Source organism: Pseudomonas sp. E45-MNA-CIBAN-0222 (genome assembly GCF_040310405.1).
GTDB classification, from domain to species: Bacteria; Pseudomonadota; Gammaproteobacteria; order Pseudomonadales; family Pseudomonadaceae; genus Stutzerimonas; species Stutzerimonas stutzeri_AC.
The window spans coordinates 127,273-145,893 of record NZ_JBEOPU010000005.1 but is presented as its reverse complement, the minus strand read 5'-3'; the positions used below and the strand labels follow the sequence as shown (position 1 = coordinate 145,893).

Annotated in this window: 17 protein-coding genes; 15 read left to right on the top strand and 2 right to left on the bottom strand. The window is 58.7% G+C overall.

The features are described 5' to 3' along the window. Nucleotides 1-27 precede the first annotated feature (27 nt). Both AAEZ08_RS09480 and map read right to left on the bottom strand, forming a co-directional pair. Nucleotides 28-2,730 carry a [protein-PII] uridylyltransferase gene (locus AAEZ08_RS09480; RefSeq protein WP_427702357.1) on the bottom strand — a complete coding sequence of 901 codons (2,703 nt, stop codon included), beginning with the start codon at nucleotides 2,728-2,730 and terminating at the stop codon, nucleotides 28-30. 36 nt (nucleotides 2,731-2,766) lie between these two features. Beyond that, the gene (gene map / locus AAEZ08_RS09475) at nucleotides 2,767-3,549 is read right to left on the bottom strand and encodes a type I methionyl aminopeptidase (RefSeq protein WP_003285755.1); all 783 of its coding nucleotides are present in this window, start codon (nucleotides 3,547-3,549) and stop codon (nucleotides 2,767-2,769) included. Nucleotides 3,550-3,826: 277 nt separating this feature from the next. Between map and rpsB the strand changes: the two genes are divergently transcribed. The 15 genes from rpsB (at nucleotide 3,827) to rnhB (ending at nucleotide 18,489) form a co-directional block, all read left to right on the top strand. Next, the gene (gene rpsB, locus AAEZ08_RS09470; protein ID WP_500124150.1) at nucleotides 3,827-4,567 is read left to right on the top strand and encodes a 30S ribosomal protein S2; all 741 of its coding nucleotides are present in this window, start codon (nucleotides 3,827-3,829) and stop codon (nucleotides 4,565-4,567) included. Between the two features lie 127 nt (nucleotides 4,568-4,694). After that, nucleotides 4,695-5,558: a translation elongation factor Ts gene (gene tsf / locus AAEZ08_RS09465; RefSeq protein ID WP_500124149.1), complete on the top strand. Its 864-nt coding sequence runs from the start codon at nucleotides 4,695-4,697 to the stop codon at nucleotides 5,556-5,558. 200 nt (nucleotides 5,559-5,758) lie between these two features. Continuing rightward, nucleotides 5,759-6,502: a UMP kinase gene (gene pyrH / locus AAEZ08_RS09460; RefSeq protein ID WP_003285758.1), complete on the top strand. Its 744-nt coding sequence runs from the start codon at nucleotides 5,759-5,761 to the stop codon at nucleotides 6,500-6,502. Beyond that, nucleotides 6,499-7,056 (top strand): ribosome recycling factor, encoded by a 558-nt coding sequence (gene frr, locus AAEZ08_RS09455; RefSeq protein WP_003285760.1) that lies wholly within the window; start codon nucleotides 6,499-6,501, stop codon nucleotides 7,054-7,056. Before pyrH ends, frr begins: the two co-directional genes overlap by 4 nt. A 140-nt stretch (nucleotides 7,057-7,196) precedes the next feature. After that, nucleotides 7,197-7,958 carry a polyprenyl diphosphate synthase gene (gene uppS, locus AAEZ08_RS09450; protein WP_003285761.1) on the top strand — a complete coding sequence of 254 codons (762 nt, stop codon included), beginning with the start codon at nucleotides 7,197-7,199 and terminating at the stop codon, nucleotides 7,956-7,958. Next, entirely contained in the window at nucleotides 7,952-8,767 is an 816-nt protein-coding gene (locus AAEZ08_RS09445; RefSeq protein ID WP_500124148.1) for a cytidylyltransferase family protein, read from the top strand. The genes uppS and AAEZ08_RS09445 overlap by 7 nt, the downstream gene beginning before the upstream one ends. Then, nucleotides 8,764-9,954 (top strand): 1-deoxy-D-xylulose-5-phosphate reductoisomerase, encoded by a 1,191-nt coding sequence (gene ispC / locus AAEZ08_RS09440; protein ID WP_500124147.1) that lies wholly within the window; start codon nucleotides 8,764-8,766, stop codon nucleotides 9,952-9,954. Before AAEZ08_RS09445 ends, ispC begins: the two co-directional genes overlap by 4 nt. A 59-nt stretch (nucleotides 9,955-10,013) precedes the next feature. Beyond that, nucleotides 10,014-11,366 carry an RIP metalloprotease RseP gene (rseP, locus tag AAEZ08_RS09435; RefSeq protein ID WP_500124146.1) on the top strand — a complete coding sequence of 451 codons (1,353 nt, stop codon included), beginning with the start codon at nucleotides 10,014-10,016 and terminating at the stop codon, nucleotides 11,364-11,366. 69 nt (nucleotides 11,367-11,435) lie between these two features. Beyond that, a complete protein-coding gene (bamA, locus tag AAEZ08_RS09430) occupies nucleotides 11,436-13,787 on the top strand; it encodes an outer membrane protein assembly factor BamA (RefSeq protein WP_058065705.1) in 2,352 nt (783 codons plus the stop codon). Nucleotides 13,788-13,834: 47 nt separating this feature from the next. After that, nucleotides 13,835-14,338, top strand: a complete 504-nt coding sequence (locus AAEZ08_RS09425; RefSeq protein ID WP_003285768.1) for an OmpH/Skp family outer membrane protein — start codon at nucleotides 13,835-13,837, stop codon at nucleotides 14,336-14,338. 1 nt (nucleotide 14,339) lies between these two features. After that, nucleotides 14,340-15,398: a UDP-3-O-(3-hydroxymyristoyl)glucosamine N-acyltransferase gene (lpxD, locus tag AAEZ08_RS09420; RefSeq protein ID WP_102820468.1), complete on the top strand. Its 1,059-nt coding sequence runs from the start codon at nucleotides 14,340-14,342 to the stop codon at nucleotides 15,396-15,398. A 104-nt stretch (nucleotides 15,399-15,502) separates the two neighbouring features. Further along, complete coding sequence (fabZ, locus tag AAEZ08_RS09415; RefSeq protein ID WP_003285772.1) at nucleotides 15,503-15,943, top strand: 3-hydroxyacyl-ACP dehydratase FabZ; 441 nt, start codon at nucleotides 15,503-15,505, stop codon at nucleotides 15,941-15,943. Next, nucleotides 15,940-16,716, top strand: a complete 777-nt coding sequence (gene lpxA, locus AAEZ08_RS09410) for an acyl-ACP--UDP-N-acetylglucosamine O-acyltransferase (RefSeq protein ID WP_003285773.1) — start codon at nucleotides 15,940-15,942, stop codon at nucleotides 16,714-16,716. Before fabZ ends, lpxA begins: the two co-directional genes overlap by 4 nt. A 1-nt stretch (nucleotide 16,717) precedes the next feature. Continuing rightward, the gene (gene lpxB / locus AAEZ08_RS09405) at nucleotides 16,718-17,851 is read left to right on the top strand and encodes a lipid-A-disaccharide synthase (RefSeq protein WP_003285774.1); all 1,134 of its coding nucleotides are present in this window, start codon (nucleotides 16,718-16,720) and stop codon (nucleotides 17,849-17,851) included. After that, nucleotides 17,851-18,489: a ribonuclease HII gene (rnhB, locus tag AAEZ08_RS09400; RefSeq protein WP_003285776.1), complete on the top strand. Its 639-nt coding sequence runs from the start codon at nucleotides 17,851-17,853 to the stop codon at nucleotides 18,487-18,489. Before lpxB ends, rnhB begins: the two co-directional genes overlap by 1 nt. Nucleotides 18,490-18,621: the final 132 nt, after the last annotated feature.

Genomic DNA, 18,621 nt, shown 5'->3' with positions numbered 1-18,621 from the left:
TTGGCGCGCAACGGGCAGGACCAGGCGTCAGATGAGGATGCTGCTCGGTGAGGGCAGCTGCTCATTCTCCTGTTGCAGTTCCTTGACCAGCGCCTGTTGCAGGCGCAGGCAGAATTGCGGATCGGAGAGCGGCTGGTTGTGAGCATCGGTCACGAAGAAGACGTCTTCTACTCGCTCGCCGAGCGTCGCGATCTTCGCGTTCTGTACCGATAGGTCGAAGTCCAGAAAAAGCTGACCTACGCGGGCCAGTAGCCCAGGCCGATCCGGTGCAATGATCTCCAGAATGGTTTGTGGTCGCTGGGTATCGTTGTGAATCGTGACCTGTGGCGGGAACGCAAAGTGTTTGAGCTGCCGAGGCACACGGCGCTGGATGATATTCAAGTAGTCGTCCGGATTGCGCAGTGCAGTAATTAGGCCTCTGCGAATTTCCTCTATACGTTCGGGGTTATTGCCGATAGGGCTACCATCGACGTCCAGCACGATGTAGGTGTCCAAGGTGAACTGGCTGCTGGATGTAAGAATGCGCGCGTCATGAATGTTTAGATTCAGCTGATCCATGGCGGCCACCGTTACCGCAAAGAAATCGTGCTGGTCTGGTGCGTAGATGAATATCTGGGTACCGCCCTCGAACTCCCGCTGCGTGGTTTCCTTGATCAGTACCAGCGGTCCGCCATTGGCCGGATGCTCGATGATCGCGTCGGTATGCCAGGCGACATCGGTCGCGGTATGCCGCAGAAAATAGTCGTCGCCCAGTTGCGCCCAGAGCTGCTCGGCGTCGTCCGGATCGGTGCCGTGGCGGACCAGATCATCGAGCGCGGCGCGTTGGGTCTGGCGGATCTGCTCCTCGCGTCCCAGGGGGTTTTCCAGTCCGCGTTTCAACGCCCGCTTGGTTTCGGTGTATAGCTGCCGCAACAGGCTCGCGCGCCAGGAATTCCACAGTGTCGGGTTGGTGGCGTTGATGTCTGCGACCGTGAGTACGTAGAGGTAGTCCAGATGAGTTTCGTCGCCAACCAGTTGGGCGAAATCGTTTATCACTTGTGGGTCGGATAAATCCTTGCGCTGGGCTGTGGTGGACATGACCAAATGGTTTTCCACAAGCCAGACCACCAGTCGAGTGTCCCAGGCCGGCAACTTGTGTCGGCTACAGAATTGCTCGGCATCGACCGCGCCCAGCTCTGAATGGTCGCCACCACGCCCTTTGGCGATGTCGTGGTAGAGCCCGGCGATGTAAATCAGCTCGGGCTTGGGCAGCTTTTCCACCAGCTTGCTGGCCAGCGGGTACTTCTCGGCAACACCCGGTTTGGTCAGTTTGCGCAAGTATTTGATGACGTTCAGGGTGTGCGCATCGACCGTATATATATGAAAGAGGTCATGCTGCATCTGGCCCACGATATGGCCGAACTCAGGAAGATAGCGACCGAGGATGCCGTAGCGGTTCATTCGCCGCAGGTTGCGGTGGATGCCTTCCTTGCACTTGAACAGCTCGATAAACAGGCTGGTGTTGCGCAGGTCCTGGCGGAAGGCGTCGTCGATCAGATAGCGATGGTCGCGTAGCAGGCGGATCGTGTCGGATCGCACACCCTGGATGTCGGGGTGCTGGGCAAGCAGTACGAAGGTTTCCAGGATGGCGAACGGAGTGCGCTTGAATATCGCCGGGCTGGTGACCTCCAGATAGCCGTCACGTACCTGGAATCGGCTGTTGAGCGGCACAGTAGGCCCAGATTCGCCTTCCCACAGGATGACTTCAGCGAAATGCTGGCCGACGAGGTCGCTGAGTTCGGCAATGCTCATGACCACCCGGTAGTATTTCTGCATGAAGCGTTCGATGGCCAGTTTGGCGTCGTTGTCTTCGTAGCCCAGCATTGCAGCCAGACTTCGTTGATGGTCGAACAGCAGGCGGTCCTCAGCGCGACCGGCGAGCATATGCAGGCCATAGCGCACCTTCCAGATGAACTCCTGCGAAGCTGTCAGCAGGCTGTGTTCCCCTTCGGTGAGGAAACCCTGATCGACCATCGCTTGCAGGTTCAGCGTGCCGAACTCCCGCCGTGCAATCCACAGAATGGTCTGGATGTCGCGCAGTCCCCCAGGAGAGCCCTTCACGTTAGGCTCCAGGTTGTACTCGGTGTTGTTGTACTTGGCGTGCCTAGCGCGCTGTTCGTTGCGCTTAGCCAGGAAAAACTCTTTGCTAGGCCACATTTCCTGCGCGCTGGTGACCCGCAACATGGCTTGGCGTAGTCGTTCAGGACCGGCAATGGTCCTGCTTTCCATGAGGTTGGTAATGACCGTCAGATCGGCGCGCGCTTCTTCGGCGCATTCCGCCACCGACCGCACCGCCTGGCCGACTTCCAGTCCGATATCCCAGAGCAGGGTGAGAAAGCCTTCGATGGCGTTGCGGAAGATTTCCTGGTCGTTGTCATCGAGCAGGATCAGAAGATCGATGTCGGAGTAGGGGTGCAATTCACCCCGGCCATAGCCGCCTACCGCAACTAGGGCAATATCGGCACCTTTGTCCCAGTCGAAGCGATCCCAGGCCGAGCGCAGTATCTGATCGACGAACCAAGCTCTGTCCTGGATCAGTTGCCGAATATTGCGGCCACTTTTGAAACGCTCGTCCAGCACCTGCCGCGCCTGGCGTATGGCCTTCTTGTATGCGGCGATGGGGCTGGCCTTGAGTGCCAGCTCCGCTTGAAACTGGCTGCGATCAAACAGCTCCGGATCAACCTGGGGCATGCGAACGTCCTCCCATGGTACTGCGGCTGGGGAATCTCAGGCAGAAGTGCGGGCGATGGTGTCGTCGCTACGCAGCGTGAATATCTCGTAACCATCTGCGGTAACCAGAATGGTGTGCTCCCACTGGGCAGAAAGCTTGCGGTCCTTGGTTATTGCAGTCCAGCCGTCACCCAGCAGGCGAGTTTCCGAGCGGCCTTGGTTGATCATCGGTTCGATGGTAAAGGTCATGCCTTCCTTGAGCTCCAGGCCGGTGCCGGCGCGTCCGTAATGCAGAACTTGCGGCTCTTCGTGGAAGACCTTGCCGATGCCGTGGCCGCAGTATTCACGCACGACGGAAAAACCATTTTTTTCTGCGTGCTTCTGGATCACTTCACCGATATCCCCGAGGCGTGTTCCGGGGCGAACCAGCTCTATGCCTTTATATAGGCATTCCTGGGTGACCTGGCAGAGTCGCTCGGCCCACTCCGGCGCTTTACCCACCATGAACATTTTGCTCGTGTCACCGTGATAACCGTCCTTGATCACGGTGATGTCGATGTTGAGGATATCTCCATCCTTCAGTGGCTTGTCGTTGGGGATGCCGTGGCAGACGACGTGATTGATCGAGGTACAGATGGACTTGGGGAAGCCCTTGTAATTCAGTGGTGCGGGAATGGCCTGCTGAACATTGACAATATGGTCGTGGCAGAGGCTGTTGAGCTCCTCGGTGGTGACGCCCGGTTTGACGTGCTCGCCGATCATCTCGAGTACCTCGGCGGCGAGGCGCCCGGCGATGCGCATCTTTTCGATATCTTCGGGCGTCTTGATGGTAACTGTCATGCAAACCTCTTTAATACGCCCACAGGCGAAGGCAAGAACGGAAAGCGCCGATGATAAACCAAAGCACCTACTGCCTACAGGTCAGGGCCGGAGCGAGTCGCAGTGGGTGCTCAAATCAGTAGCCTCTCGATCCTCGTTATGCTATAAAACGCGCCGCTCAGCGGGGAGACCCGTTGCGCCTAACCCCACACACGTGTCGACACGGTATCCTGGGTGCTCGCAAGAGTTGGATATCGGGACGCGTGGAGGCCTAACCCGACTTATTCGAGGACTTAACATGTCTCAAGTCACTATGCGCGATATGCTGAAGGCCGGTGTGCACTTCGGCCACCAGACCCGTTACTGGAACCCGAAAATGGATAAGTACATTTTCGGCGCGCGCAACAAGATCCACATCATCAACCTGGAAAAAACCCTGCCGATGTTCAACGACGCGCTGCGTTTCGTTGAAAAGCTGGCTGCAGGCAAGAACAAGATTCTGTTCGTCGGCACCAAGCGTTCCGCTGGCAAGATCGTTCGCGAAGAAGCTGCTCGTTGCGGCTCGCCGTACGTCGATCATCGCTGGTTGGGCGGCATGCTGACCAACTACAAGACCATCCGCGCTTCCATCAAGCGTCTGCGTGAGCTGGAAGTGCAGTCCCAGGACGGCACTTTCGACAAGCTGACCAAGAAAGAAGCCCTGATGCGCACCCGCGATCTGGAAAAGCTTGATCGCAGCCTGGGTGGTATCAAGGATATGGGCGGCCTGCCGGACGCCATGTTCGTAGTCGACGTCGATCACGAGCGCATCGCCATCTCCGAAGCCAACAAGCTGGGTATCCCGGTTATCGGCATTGTCGATACCAACAGCAGCCCGGAAGGTGTCGACTACATCATTCCTGGTAATGATGACGCCATCCGTGCCGTGCAACTCTACCTCGGCTCCATGGCTGATGCTGTTCTGCGCGGTCGCCAGAATGGTGCCGGTGGCGCTGACGAGTTCGTCGAAGAAGTCGCTGCCGACGCGGCTCAGGGCTGAGTCCGGCGCACTGCAGCGTGATACCCGATGAACAAAAAGGGGGCTAGGCCCCCTTTTTGTCTCTTGCGAATTGATCGCCCGAGTCTTGGGCGAGTGGTTTAGAAACCAAATCGAGAGGATTCCCAACATGGCAGAAATCACTGCAGCCTTGGTCAAAGAACTGCGCGAGCGCACCGGTCAGGGCATGATGGAGTGCAAGAAGGCTCTGGTTGCCGCTGAAGGCGACATCGAGAAGGCCATCGACGATATGCGTGCTTCCGGCGCCATCAAGGCCGCCAAGAAGTCGGGCAACATCGCTGCCGAAGGATCGATCGCTGTTCGCGTCGAAGGTGGTCGTGGTCTGATTATCGAAGTTAACTCGCAGACCGACTTCCTTGCCCTGCAGGACGATTTCAAAGCATTCGTCAAGGAAAGCCTGGACGAAGCTTTCGAGCAGAAGCTGAATGACGTCGCTCCGCTGGTCGCTTCTCGCGAATCCGCTCGCGAGGCGTTGGTCGCCAAGTGCGGCGAGAACGTGAACATCCGTCGCCTGACCGCTGTGGAAGGCGAGGTTGTCGGTGCATATCTGCACGGTCATCGCATTGGCGTCCTGGTCACCCTCAAGGGTGGTGATGCCGAGCTGGCCAAGGATATCGCCATGCACGTGGCAGCCAGCAATCCGGCCGTTCTGAGCCCGACCGATGTTTCCGAAGAGCTGATCGCCAAGGAAAAGGAAATTTTCCTGCAGCTCAACGCTGACAAGATCGCCGGCAAGCCGGAGAACATTGTTGAGAACATGGTAAAAGGCCGCATCAACAAGTTCCTCGCCGAGGCTAGCCTGGTTGAGCAGGCGTTCGTCAAGAACCCTGAAGTCAAGGTTGGCGAGCTGGCCAAGAAAGCCGGTGCTGAGATCCTATCCTTCGTTCGTTACGAAGTGGGCGAGGGTATCGAGAAGGCCGAGGTCGACTTTGCTGCTGAAGTTGCCGCTCAGGTAGCTGCGACCAAGAAGTAATTCCATTTCGATGGTTTTGACAAGAGGCTGCCCGCTCACGCGTGCGGCCTCTTTGTCGAATTGGGCAGCGGAATTGTTTTTTTTGTCACGATATAGTCATCGCCCGGCACAAAGCCGTGCTTGCGCTGTCATAGCGCAGATATTTTTAGTCTGATTCGCTCAGGCTCCAGTCACAGTACGCCGCAGGAGATAACACGCCAATGGCTCAGCAGATGAGTGCACGCAATCCTCGCTATAAACGCATTCTGCTCAAATTAAGCGGCGAAGCCCTGATGGGCTCCGAAGATTTCGGCATCGATCCCAAGGTTCTCGACCGTATGGCTCTGGAAGTCGGCCAACTGGTTGGCATCGGCGTCGAAGTCGGGCTGGTTATCGGTGGTGGCAACCTGTTCCGTGGTGCTGCGCTTTCGGCGGCGGGTATGGATCGGGTGACCGGCGACCATATGGGCATGCTGGCCACGGTGATGAACTCGCTGGCGATGCGCGATGCGCTTGAGCGCTCGAATATCCCGGCACTGGTGATGTCGGCGATCTCCATGGTGGGTGTCACGGATCACTACGATCGCCGCAAGGCGATGCGCCATCTCAAGACCGGTGAAGTAGTCATCTTCTCGGCGGGTACCGGCAACCCGTTCTTTACCACCGACTCCGCTGCCTGCCTGCGAGCAATCGAGATTCAGGCCGATGTCGTGCTCAAGGCCACCAAGGTCGACGGCGTCTATACCGCGGATCCGTTCAAGGACCCCAACGCTGAGAAGTTCGCCGAGCTGACCTACGACGAAGTGCTCGATCGCAAGCTTGGTGTGATGGATCTGACAGCCATTTGCCTGTGCCGCGATCACAATATGCCGCTGCGGGTTTTCAACATGAACAAGCCCGGCGCCCTGCTCAATATCGTGCTGGGCGGCGCCGAAGGAACACTGATCGAGGAATCGAACGAATGATCAACGAGATCAAGCAAGACGCGCAGGAGCGCATGAAGAAAACTCTGGAATCTCTGGACCATGCCTTCGCCAAGATTCGTACTGGCCGTGCCCATCCCAGCATTCTCGATAGCGTGATGGTCTCGTACTACGGTGTTGATACGCCGCTGCGTCAGGTGGCCAACGTGATTGCCGAAGACTCCCGCACGCTGGCTCTGACCGTCTTCGACAAGGGCATGATCCAGGCGGTAGAGAAGGCGATCATGACTTCGGATCTCGGGTTGAATCCAGCCACCGCGGGTACCACCATTCGTGTGCCAATGCCGGCTTTGACCGAGGAGACCCGCAAGGGCTACACCAAGCAGGCTCGTGCTGAGGCCGAGAATGCCCGTGTCGCGGTTCGTAACATTCGTCGCGACGCCATTGCGCAGCTGAAGGATCTGGTCAAGGAAAAGGAAATCAGCGAGGACGAGGAGCGTCGTGGCCAGGATGATGTCCAGAAGCTTACCGACAAGCACGTTGCCGAGATCGACAAGGCTCTCGAAGCCAAAGAAGGCGACCTGATGGCCGTATAAGGCGGCATCAGATCGTGGTGGTCGCGCCCTTGGATCGGTGAAGGCTGTCCCTTGGCGCGGCCGCACGAGATGCCATCGAGCTGTTGCTTGCAGCTTTTTCTTTTGGTTCGCAGCGTGTTTTAGCGCAAGTAGAGTTGTTCATGGAAAAGGTCAGGCAGTTCGCCGGGCGGAACGTACCCCGTCACGTGGCGATCATCATGGATGGCAACAACCGCTGGGCGAAGAGGCGATTGCTGCCCGGCGTGGCCGGGCACAAGGCCGGGGTCGACGCGGTTCGTGCCGTGATTGAGGTCTGCGCCGATTCCGGTGTCGAGGTGTTGACGCTCTTTGCGTTCTCCAGCGAGAACTGGCAGCGTCCCGCCGATGAGGTCGGAGCGCTGATGGAGCTGTTTCTCTCCGCGCTACGGCGCGAGGCGCGCAAGCTCGACGAAAACGGTATTCGGTTGCGTATCATTGGCGACCGCTCACGTTTTCATCCCGAATTGCAGGCAGCGATGCTGGACGTCGAGGAGATGACCGCTACCAATCATCGCTTCGTACTCCAGGTTGCGGCGAATTACGGCGGCCAGTGGGACATTCTTCAGGCGGCCCAGCATCTGGCATCTGAAGCCCAGGCGGGGCGTCTCAATCCTGCCGAGATTACGCCCGCCCTGTTCCAGAGCTATCTGGCGACCGGCGACATGCCGTTGCCGGACCTGTGCATCCGCACCGGCGGTGAGCGGCGTATTAGCAATTTTCTGCTCTGGCAGCTTGCCTACGCAGAACTATATTTCTCTGACCTGTACTGGCCGGATTTCAAGCACGTCGCCATGCGCAAGGCGCTAGCGGACTTCGCGACGAGGCAGCGGCGGTTCGGCAAGACTGGCGAGCAGGTCGAAAGCGAGGTAAAGGCCGAATGCTGAAGCAGAGAATCATCACCGCAGCAATCCTCTTACCTGTCGCGATCATTGGTTTCTTCCTCCTTCACGGGCTTGCCTTCGCAATTTTTATCGGGCTGGTCGTATCGCTCGGTGCGTGGGAGTGGGCGCGATTGGCCGGTTTTGCCAGTCAGCCGGTGCGAGTTGGTTACGCCGTGCTGGTCGTGGTGCTGCTGGGCGTGCTCTATCAGCTGCCGGTCTTGGCGCCGTGGCTATTGGCGCTTGCTGTGCTCTGGTGGCTCGCTGCAACCTACCTTGTATTGACGTATCCCCAGAGCAGTCGGCTCTGGGGTGGTTCGGTTGGCAGTCTGGTGATCGGCTTGCTGATCCTGCTTCCTTCGTGGCAAGCACTGATCATGCTCAAGCAGTGGGAGTTGGGTAATTGGTTGATCCTGGCAGTGATGATTCTGGTCTGGGCTGCGGATATCGGCGCGTACTTCTCGGGCAAGACCTTTGGTAAGCGCAAGCTCGCGCCACAGGTAAGCCCAGGCAAGAGCTGGGAAGGGCTAGTCGGTGGCCTTCTTACCAGTTTGGCGATCACCTTGGCTGTGGGTATCTATCGCGGCTGGTCGGCTCGAGAGCTGATTCTTGCGCTGTTGGGGGCGGCTGTCGTGGTTTTGATCTCGGTGATCGGCGATCTGACCGAAAGCATGTTCAAGCGCAGTTCTGGCATTAAAGACAGCAGCCAGTTGCTGCCTGGGCACGGTGGCGTCATGGATCGCATTGATAGCCTGACCGCGGCCATTCCTGTCTTTGCAGTGCTGTTGTGGCTTGCCGGTTGGGGCGCGTTGTGACCCGACCCTTGCAGATAACGGTGTTGGGAGCGACCGGCTCGATTGGTTTGAGCACTCTTGATGTCGTTTCCCGTCATCCGGATCGCTATCGTGTTTTCGCCTTGACTGGCTTTAGTCGGATTGCCGAGCTGCGCGCACTTTGTGTCCAGCACCGTCCGCGCTACGCCGTTGTCAGTGATGAGGCGCAATCGATAATGCTGCAGGACCAGCTGCAGCGTGACGGCCTGACCACTCGGGTACTGAGTGGCGAGGGTGGGCTCAGTGAAGTGGCGGCTCACCCTGAGGTTGATGTGGTGATGGCGGCCATCGTCGGCGCGGCCGGGCTGAAGCCCACGCTTGCTGCAGTGCGGTCTGACAAGCGTGTGCTACTGGCGAACAAGGAAGCGTTGGTCATGTCAGGCGCCCTGTTCATGCAGGCCCTGCGTGACAGCGCGGCAGTGCTGCTACCCATCGACAGCGAGCATAACGCGATTTTTCAGTGTCTGCCCGCCAACTATTCGCAGGGGCTGGGGGCGGTCGGCGTGCGCCGAGTGCTGCTCACTGCCTCCGGCGGCCCATTTCGTGACCTGGCGCCCGAGTTGCTAGCGGATGTCACGCCTGAGCAGGCCTGTGCGCACCCAAACTGGTCTATGGGCCGCAAGATTTCCGTGGACTCGGCGAGCATGATGAACAAGGGGCTTGAGCTGATCGAGGCCTGTTGGTTGTTCGATGCGCGGCCGCATCAGGTGGAGGTGGTAATTCATCCGCAGAGTGTTATCCACTCCATGGTGGATTATGTAGATGGTTCAGTGCTCGCTCAGCTAGGCAATCCTGACATGCGCACGCCGATCGCCCATGCGCTGGCGTGGCCGGAGCGCATCGACTCCGGTGTTTCAGCGCTGGATCTGCTGCAAATCGGGCGATTGGATTTTCAGGCCCCTGATGACCTGCGTTTCCCTTGCCTGCAGCTTGCCCGGCTCGCTGCGCAGAGCGGCGGCACGGCACCGGCGATGCTGAACGCCGCGAACGAAGTTGCGGTCGATGCGTTTCTCAATCGGCGCATCCGCTTCACCGAGATCGCGAGTATCATCGACGACGTATTGAATCGTGAGGCATCGGTTCCAACCGATTGCCTCGAAGATGTATTGGCGGCAGACAGGCAGGCGCGTGAAGTTGCCGTGTCCTGGCTTAACCGTAACGGGCGATAGGGTTTGCCGGTCGCGAGGCTTGCAGCGAAACGTCAACAGACCCACCCCCGGAGGAAATTATGAGCGCGCTCTACATGATCATCGGCACCCTCGTTGCGCTCGGGGTACTGGTTACCTTTCATGAATTCGGTCATTTCTGGGTTGCGCGGCGTTGTGGCGTGAAGGTCCTGCGTTTCTCGGTCGGTTTTGGCACTCCGCTGGTGCGTTGGCATGACCGCCAGGGGACCGAGTTCGTCATCGCTGCGATACCGCTAGGCGGTTACGTCAAGATGCTCGACGAGCGTGAGGGCGATGTTCCGCCTGCATTGCTCGAAAGTGCGTTCAATCGGAAGACGGTTCGCCAGCGTTTCGCGATTGTTTCCGCCGGTCCTGCGGCCAATTTCCTGCTGGCGCTGGTGTTCTTCTGGCTGCTGGCGATGCTGGGCAGTGAGCAGATTCGTCCCGTGGTTGGCGCGGTCGAGCCGGGAAGTCTTGCCGCACAGGCAGGATTGGCGGTCGATCAGGAAATCGTCGCGGTCAACGGCAAACCGGTCAGCGGCTGGTCCGAAGTCAATCTCCAGCTGGTACGCCGCCTGGGCGAAAGCGGACAGTTGGATCTGACGGTGCGCGACATCGGCAGTTCGGGCGAAAGGCATCTGCAGATTCCCTTGCAGAGCTGGCTCAAAGGGGTGGAAGAACCAGACCCAATCACATCACTCGGCATCAGGCCGTGGCGCCCGCAGATAGCGCCTGTTATCGCTCAGCTGGATCCAGAAGGGCCTGCACAAGCGGCAGGTATACAGCTCGGTGACCGCCTGCTCGGCCTTGATCAGCAGCCGCTCGGCGATTGGCAGCAGGTGATCGATGCGGTCAAGATTCTGCCTGGCGAGCGCGTAAACTTGCAGGTCGAGCGGGACGGTCAGCGCCTGGACGTTCCTCTTACCCTCGCTGCGCGCGGTGAGGGTGATGCGCGGCGCGGATATCTCGGGGCGGGCGTTGAAGCCGGCGCGTGGCCGGCGGAGATGTTGCGTGAGGTCAGCTTCGGGCCAGTCGAGGCGGTGGTAGAAGGGGCGAAGCGCACCTGGACCATGAGTCTGCTGACCCTCGACTCGTTAAAGAAAATGCTCTTCGGGGAGCTCTCGGTAAAAAACTTGAGCGGCCCGATAACCATTGCTAAAGTGGCGGGCGCTTCTGCCCAGTCCGGCCTGGGGGATTTCCTCAATTTCCTCGCCTACCTGAGCATAAGTCTGGGGGTTCTCAATCTATTGCCTATCCCGGTGCTCGATGGTGGACATCTGCTCTTCTATCTCGTCGAGTGGGTCCGCGGTCGTCCTTTGTCGGAACGGGTGCAGGGGTGGGGAGTACAGATCGGCATCAGCCTGATGGTAGGGGTGATGCTGCTTGCGCTGGTCAATGACATTGGCCGTCTGTAACGCCGAATCCGTAGTGTCGCCGTGCCGAATCGCCGGTTCATTTATCAGGTTTGAATAAGAAAGGACTTCATGAAACGTCTGCTGCTACCTGCGGTTATTTCCGCATTGATGATTGCCGAAGTTCACGCTGAGTCCTTCACTATCTCCGATATCCGGGTCAACGGCCTGCAGCGGGTTTCTGCTGGCAGCGTATTCGGCGCGCTACCTCTGAACGTGGGCGAGCCCGCCGATGACACTCGTCTGGTCGATGCCACGCGCGCGCTCTTCCGAACCGGTTTTTTCCAAGATATCCAGCTTGGGCGTGATGGCGATGTGCTGGTCATCAGCGTGGTCGAACGTCCGTCCATTTCCGGTATCGAAATCGAAGGCAACAAGGCGATCAAGACCGAGGACCTGCTATCGGGCCTGCAACAGTCTGGCCTGGCAGAAGGGGAAATTTTCCAGCAAGCCACACTCGAAGGCGTGCGTAACGAACTGCAGCGTCAGTACGTTGCTCAAGGTCGCTACTCCGCCACCATCGAGACCGAAGTCATTGCGCAGCCGCGTAATCGGGTGGCGCTGAAGATCAAGATCAACGAAGGCTCGGTTGCCGCTATCAAGCACGTCAACGTTGTGGGGAATTCGGTATTTCCTGATGAAGATTTAGTCGATCTGTTCGAGCTGAAGACCACCAACTGGCTGTCCTTCTTCCGCAATGACGACAAGTACGCGCGCGAAAAACTATCCGGTGACCTTGAGCGTCTGCGCTCCTATTACCTGGATCGCGGCTACATCAACATGGATATCACTTCGACCCAGGTATCCATCACGCCGAACAAGAAAGATGTCTACGTCACGGTGAACATCGACGAAGGCGAGCGTTATACCGTTCGCGACGTCAAGCTCAGCGGAGATCTCAAGGTTCCGCAGGAGGAGATCGAGGCGCTGCTGCTGGCCAAGGAAGGGCAGGTGTTTTCGCGCAAGGTCATGACGTCCACGTCCGAGCTGATCACCCGCCGGCTGGGTAACGAAGGCTATACCTTCGCCAACGTCAACGGCGTTCCGGAAGCACATGACGAAGACAACACGGTTTCCATCACCTTCGTTGTCGATCCGGGTAAGCGCGCCTACGTTAACCGCGTAAATTTCCGCGGTAACACCAAGACCGAGGACGAAGTGCTTCGTCGTGAGATGCGCCAGATGGAAGGTGGGTGGGCGTCGACTTACTTGATCGATCAGTCCAAGACCCGCCTCGAGCGCCTCGGCTTCTTCAAGGAAGTGAACGTAGAAACGCCCCAGGTACCGGGTACCGATGATCAGATCGACGTCAACTACAGCGTTGAAGAGCAGCCCTCGGGGTCGATCATGGCCAGCATCGGCTTTGCGCAAAACGCAGGTCTGATCCTTGGTGGCTCCATCAGCCAGAACAACTTCCTCGGCACTGGTAACCGTGTGTCGCTCGGCCTGACTCGTAGTGAATACCAGTCGCGGTACAACTTCGGCTTCGTCGACCCCTACTGGACCGAAGATGGTGTAAGTCTCGGCTACAACGCCTTCTATCGCACCACAGACTACGATGAGCTGGACTACGATGTTTCCAGCTACTCGGTCGATAGCCTGGGTGGTGGGGTCAACATCGGCTATCCGATCAGTGAGACATCTCGGCTGTCGTTCGGCTTGACCGTGCAGCAGGATGACCTGGATACCGGTCGCTATACCGTGGATGAGATTTTCAAATTCATGGAAGAAGAGGGCGACAGTTTCCTCAACTTCAAGGCGTCGGTAGGTTGGTCCGAGTCGACTCTCAACCGTGGCGTGCTGGCAACCCGTGGCCACTCCCAGAGCCTGGTCTTCGAGACCACCATTCCGGGTAGTGACCTGTCGTTCTACAAGCTCGACTACAACGGTCAGCTGTTCGTGCCGATGAGCAAGGACTATACCCTGCGCATGCACACGCGCCTCGGTTACGGCGACGCCTATGGTTCGACATCGAAGCTGCCGTTCTATGAGAATTATTACGCTGGTGGCTTCAATTCCGTGCGTGGTTTCGAGGACAGCAGCCTGGGACCGCGCAGTACACCGAGCGACGGTACACGCCCGGGAACCATTGCTGATCCGGATCAGGACCCGTTGCCCTTCGGTGGTAACGTACTGATACAGGGTGGACTGGAAGTGCTGTTCCCGATGCCGTTCGTGAAGGATCAGCGTTCGCTGCGCACCTCCGTGTTCTGGGATGTTGGTAATGTGTTTGATACCAATTGCCCGTCGGGCGCGGCTAATTGCAGCGACATCGACTTCGGCGACATGGCCAGTTCGGTCGGCGTCGGCTTGACCTGGATCACCGCGATGGGCCCGCTGAGCTTCAGCCTGGCTATGCCGGTGGTCAAGCCAGACGATGCCGATACTCAGGTATTCCAGTTCTCGCTGGGACAAACGTTCTAACATTGTGGCGTGATGCTTCAGTGTTTCTTTCAGGAGTGGTGTTTACCGTGCGTAAGTTGACTCAACTGTTTCTCGTCGTTGCCGCGCTGGTAGCGACCCCTGCTTTTGCCGAAATGAAGATCGCCGTCATGAATTACCAGATGGCGCTGCTGGAGTCCGATGCCGCCAAGCGCTACGCGGTTGACGCGGAGAAGAAGTTTGGCCCGCAGCTAAGCAAGTTGAAGACTCTGGAAAGCGATGCCAAGCGTATTCAGGATCGTCTGGTCAAGGACGGTGACAAGATGCAGCAAGCGGAACGCGAGCGCTTGGAGCTTGAATTCAAGCAGAAGGCGCGTGATTTCCAGTTCCAATCCAAGGAGCTGAACGAGTCGAAGGCGGTGGCTGATCGCGAAATGCTCAAGCAGCTCAAGCCGAAGCTCGACCAGGCCGTCGAAGAAGTCATCAAGAAAGGTAACTACGACCTGGTGTTCGAGCGTGGTGCCGTGGTGGATGTCAAACCTCAGTTCGATATCACCCGCCAGGTCATCGAGCGCATGAATCAGACGCGCTGATATGGCGGGCGCAGTCTTTACGCTCGGCCAGTTGGCCGAGGAGCTGGGTGGCAGCCTGCGAGGTAATGCTGCCCAGGTTATCAGCGGACTTGCCACATTGCAGGAGGCAGGCCCCTCGCAGCTGAGCTTTCTCGCCAATGCTCAATATCGCAAATACCTAGCGGCCACTCAGGCCGCTGCGGTGTTGCTGTCTCCTGACGATGCCGATGGCTACGACGGTACAGCGATTATCGTCAGCGATCCCTACCTCTCGTACGCACGCGCATCGCATTTGTTCGAAACGCGTCCGGTGGCTCCACCCGGTATCCACCCAACGGCGGTGGTGGCTGAGGACGCTCAGATCCATCCGTCGGCGAGCGTCGGCGCCTGCGTGGTGATCGAGGCAGGGGCATGTATCGGAGCGGATGTGGTGATCGGCGCGCAATCGTTCATCGGTGCGCGGAGTAGGATCGGTGACGGCGGGCGGCTAGCGCCGCGCGTCACGCTGTATCACGATGTGGTGATTGGCGAGCGAGTGGTCATTCAGTCTGGTGCCGTGATTGGTGGTGAGGGATTCGGCTTCGCCAAGGAGCAGGGTGCTTGGCAGAAGATCGCTCAGATCGGTGGCGTGCGCATTGGTGACGACGTCGAGATTGGCTCCAACACCACCATCGACCGTGGTGCGCTTTCCGATACGCTGATTGGCAACGGTGTGAAGTTGGATAATCAGATCATGATTGCCCACAACGTTCAGGTGGGTGACAACACGGCAATGGCCGGTTGCGCAGGTATTTCTGGGAGCACCAAGATTGGGCGCAACTGCATGATTGCCGGCGGCGTCGGCATGGTTGGGCATATCGAGGTTTGCGACAACGTATTTGTGACTGGCATGACGATGGTCACGCGTTCCATTACTGAACCTGGTAGCTATTCCTCTGGCACGGCAATGCAAAATGCTGCCGATTGGAGAAAGAGCGCGGCGCGCATTCGTCAGCTGGACGACATGGCCCGCCGGCTGCAACAGCTGGAGAAAAGCCTCGCCGCCGTGACTCGGGCTCAGAATCCAGCTTCTGATGCCTGAGCTTATCGTCTGATTCGGTTTTTTTTCGGGGTTGCTGCCTGTCAGTGCTCGCGCGCGCTTTCAGCGCAGGCTGCCCTATACTTTTTTACAGGCTCTTCCCTGACATGATGGATATCAACGAAATTCGCGAATATTTGCCTCACCGCTACCCGTTCCTGCTGGTGGATCGCGTAACGGAACTGGACGTCGAGGCTAAGCGCGTTCGTGCATACAAGAACGTGACCATCAATGAGCCGTTCTTCAATGGGCACTTTCCACAGCATCCGATTATGCCGGGCGTGCTGATCATCGAGGCCATGGCGCAGGCTGCCGGCCTGCTTGGGTTCAAAATGATGGGTGTCAAGCCATCCGATGGCACGCTTTACTATTTCGTTGGCTCTGACAAGCTACGCTTTCGCCAGCCGGTCGTTCCCGGTGATCAGCTGATTCTGGAGGCCTCCTTCATCAGCGCCAAGCGCGGTATCTGGAAGTTCGATTGCCGTGCAAGCGTCGATGGCAAGCCGGTCTGCTCCGCTGAAATCATCTGCGCGGAACAGAAGATATGAGTTTGATCGACCCTCGCGCCATTATCGACCCTGCGGCCCGGCTGGCGGATGACGTCCAGATCGGCCCCTGGTCGATCATCGGCCCGGATGTCGAGATCGGCGAGGGTACGGTGATTGCGTCGCACGTGATTATCAAAGGGCCGACCCGCATAGGTCGGCACAACCGCATCTATCAGTTCTCCTCGATTGGCGAAGATACGCCGGACCTAAAGTACAAGGGTGAGCCTACACGCCTGGTGATTGGTGATCACAACGTGATTCGTGAGGGGGTCACCATCCATCGCGGCACCGTTCAGGATCGCTCCGAAACCACCCTCGGTGACCACAACCTCATCATGGCTTATGCGCACATAGGTCATGACAGCGTGATCGCCAACCATTGCATTCTGGTCAACAACACTGCATTGGCAGGCCATGTCCACGTCGGCGATTGGGCTATTCTTTCCGGCTACACCCTGGTGCATCAGTTCTGTCATATAGGTGCTCACAGCTTTTCCGGCATGGGCACGGCGATTGGCAAGGATGTACCGGCATTCGTGACGGTGTTCGGCAATCCTGCGGAAGCACGCAGCATGAATTTCGAAGGCATGCGTCGGCGCGGTTTCAGCGCGGAGGCGGTGCATGCCCTGCGCAGTGCTTACAAGATCGTCTATCGCAAGGGGCTTACGGTAGAGGCTGCGCTCACCGAGTTGGCCGAAAGCGCTGCGGCATTCCCGGAAGTCGCCATCTTCCGCGACTCTATCCAGGCTTCCACCCGTGGCATTACCCGCTGAAATGAGTCGGCCGCTGAAGGTGGCGCTGGTCGCTGGAGAGTCGTCCGGTGACATCCTTGGGGCTGGCTTGATGCAGGCACTGAAGGCCCAGTATGCGAATGTCGAGTTCGTGGGCGTCGGCGGTCCACGCATGCAGGCTGAAGGGCTGACACCGTATTTCCCGCTAGAGCGCCTAGCCGTAATGGGGCTGGTCGAGGTGCTTGGTCGGCTGCCGGAACTGCTCGCTCGACGCAGACGCCTGGTGCAGACGCTGAGCCAGCTTCGCCCCGACGTCTTCATCGGTATTGATGCGCCCGATTTCAACCTGGGGCTTGAGCTCAAACTGCGCCGCGCCGGTATCAAGACCGTGCATTACGTTAGCCCCTCGGTCTGGGCCTGGCGGCAGAAGCGGGTGCTGAAGATCCGTGACGCCTGCGATCTGATGCTTACGCTGTTTCCATTCGAAGCCAAGTTCTACGATGAGCACCAGGTGCCGGTGCGCTTTGTTGGTCACCCTCTCGCGGACACCATTGCGCTATGTGCTGACCGCGCTGCCGCAAGGCAAGCACTTGGGCTGCCAGTGGACGGGCTGGTCGTGGCGCTTATGCCGGGCAGTCGTGGAGGCGAGGTAGCTCGGCTCGGCGATCTGTTCCTTTCCGCTGCCGAGCGGCTGCGCGCCATGCGCCCCGGAATTCGATTCGTCATGCCCTGCGCCAGTCCAGAGCGGAGGCAGCAGCTGGAGCAAATGCTGGCCACGCGTGATCTGCCGCTGACCCTGCTCGATGGTCGATCCCATGAGGCCTTGGCCGCCTGTAACGCCGTGCTGATCGCGTCCGGCACAGCGACCCTCGAGGCGTTGTTGTTCAAGCGGCCGATGGTGGTGGCTTACAGTGTGGCGCCGATGACCTACCGGATTCTCCGGCGGCTGGTAAAGAGCCCTTATGTCGCGTTGCCCAATCTGCTGGCCCAGCGTCTGCTGGTACCCGAATTGCTGCAGGACGCGGCGACCCCGGAGGCGCTTGCCCAGACACTATCGCCGCTACTGGATGATGGTGATGTGCAGACCGAAGGCTTCGACAGCATTCATCGTACCTTGCGCTGCGATGCTTCGAGTCAGGCGGCCGACGCAGTGCTGCGTCTGATTGGAGTGCGCTGATGCAGTTCGGACTCGATTTCAATCTGGTCGAGGAGCTCGTTGCGGGCGTCGACGAAGTGGGGCGTGGGCCGCTTTGCGGTCCGGTGGTTACTGCAGCCGTAATCCTTGATCCGGCGCGTCCGATCAAAGGCCTCAACGATTCGAAAAAGCTGAGCGAGGCTCGTCGTGAGGCTCTGTTCGACGAGATTCAAGAGAAGGCCGTTGCTTGGTGCATCGCGCGCGCAGAGGTCGAGGAAATCGACCGACTGAACATCCTTCATGCCACGATGCTTGCCATGCAGCGTGCCGTTGAGGGGTTGAGTGTCACCCCAAGGCTGGCGTTGATCGATGGTAATCGCTGCCCACAGCTCAACGTACCCAGCGCGCCGGTGATTCAGGGCGATGGTCAGGTGCCGGCAATTGCCGCAGCGTCCATTCTGGCCAAGGTCAGTCGTGACCGTGAAATGCAGGCGCTGGACCTCTGTTACCCAGGCTATGGTCTTGCCGGTCACAAGGGCTACCCGACCCCAAGTCATCTGGAAGCGCTTCGGCGGCTGGGGCCGACGCCCATCCATCGCCGCTCCTTCGCCCCTGTCCGGGTGATGCTCGAGCAGGCGAGCATCGAGGTCGCGGTTCCGACCAGCGTGCTGCTGGTCTAGCCCGCGGGGAAGTATCCCGCAGCATTCCATCCCCCTCGTAACTCCCGCACCATTTCTCATAGCGTCAGGCTCGCTACGCTGTGCGATGCCGCTCCCCAAGTCCCCAGCCGATTCGTGCTTTCCGGTACAATC

Coding starts and splice junctions, on each gene's coding strand:
- AAEZ08_RS09480 (WP_427702357.1), bottom strand. CDS start 2,730: ATGCCCCAGGTTGATCCGGAGCTGTTTGATCGCAGCCAGTTTCAAGCG.
- map (WP_003285755.1), bottom strand. CDS start 3,549: ATGACAGTTACCATCAAGACGCCCGAAGATATCGAAAAGATGCGCATC.
- rpsB (WP_500124150.1), top strand. CDS start 3,827: ATGTCTCAAGTCACTATGCGCGATATGCTGAAGGCCGGTGTGCACTTC.
- tsf (WP_500124149.1), top strand. CDS start 4,695: ATGGCAGAAATCACTGCAGCCTTGGTCAAAGAACTGCGCGAGCGCACC.
- pyrH (WP_003285758.1), top strand. CDS start 5,759: ATGGCTCAGCAGATGAGTGCACGCAATCCTCGCTATAAACGCATTCTG.
- frr (WP_003285760.1), top strand. CDS start 6,499: ATGATCAACGAGATCAAGCAAGACGCGCAGGAGCGCATGAAGAAAACT.
- uppS (WP_003285761.1), top strand. CDS start 7,197: ATGGAAAAGGTCAGGCAGTTCGCCGGGCGGAACGTACCCCGTCACGTG.
- AAEZ08_RS09445 (WP_500124148.1), top strand. CDS start 7,952: ATGCTGAAGCAGAGAATCATCACCGCAGCAATCCTCTTACCTGTCGCG.
- rseP (WP_500124146.1), top strand. CDS start 10,014: ATGAGCGCGCTCTACATGATCATCGGCACCCTCGTTGCGCTCGGGGTA.
- bamA (WP_058065705.1), top strand. CDS start 11,436: ATGAAACGTCTGCTGCTACCTGCGGTTATTTCCGCATTGATGATTGCC.
- lpxD (WP_102820468.1), top strand. CDS start 14,340: ATGGCGGGCGCAGTCTTTACGCTCGGCCAGTTGGCCGAGGAGCTGGGT.
- fabZ (WP_003285772.1), top strand. CDS start 15,503: ATGATGGATATCAACGAAATTCGCGAATATTTGCCTCACCGCTACCCG.
- lpxA (WP_003285773.1), top strand. CDS start 15,940: ATGAGTTTGATCGACCCTCGCGCCATTATCGACCCTGCGGCCCGGCTG.
- lpxB (WP_003285774.1), top strand. CDS start 16,718: ATGAGTCGGCCGCTGAAGGTGGCGCTGGTCGCTGGAGAGTCGTCCGGT.
- rnhB (WP_003285776.1), top strand. CDS start 17,851: ATGCAGTTCGGACTCGATTTCAATCTGGTCGAGGAGCTCGTTGCGGGC.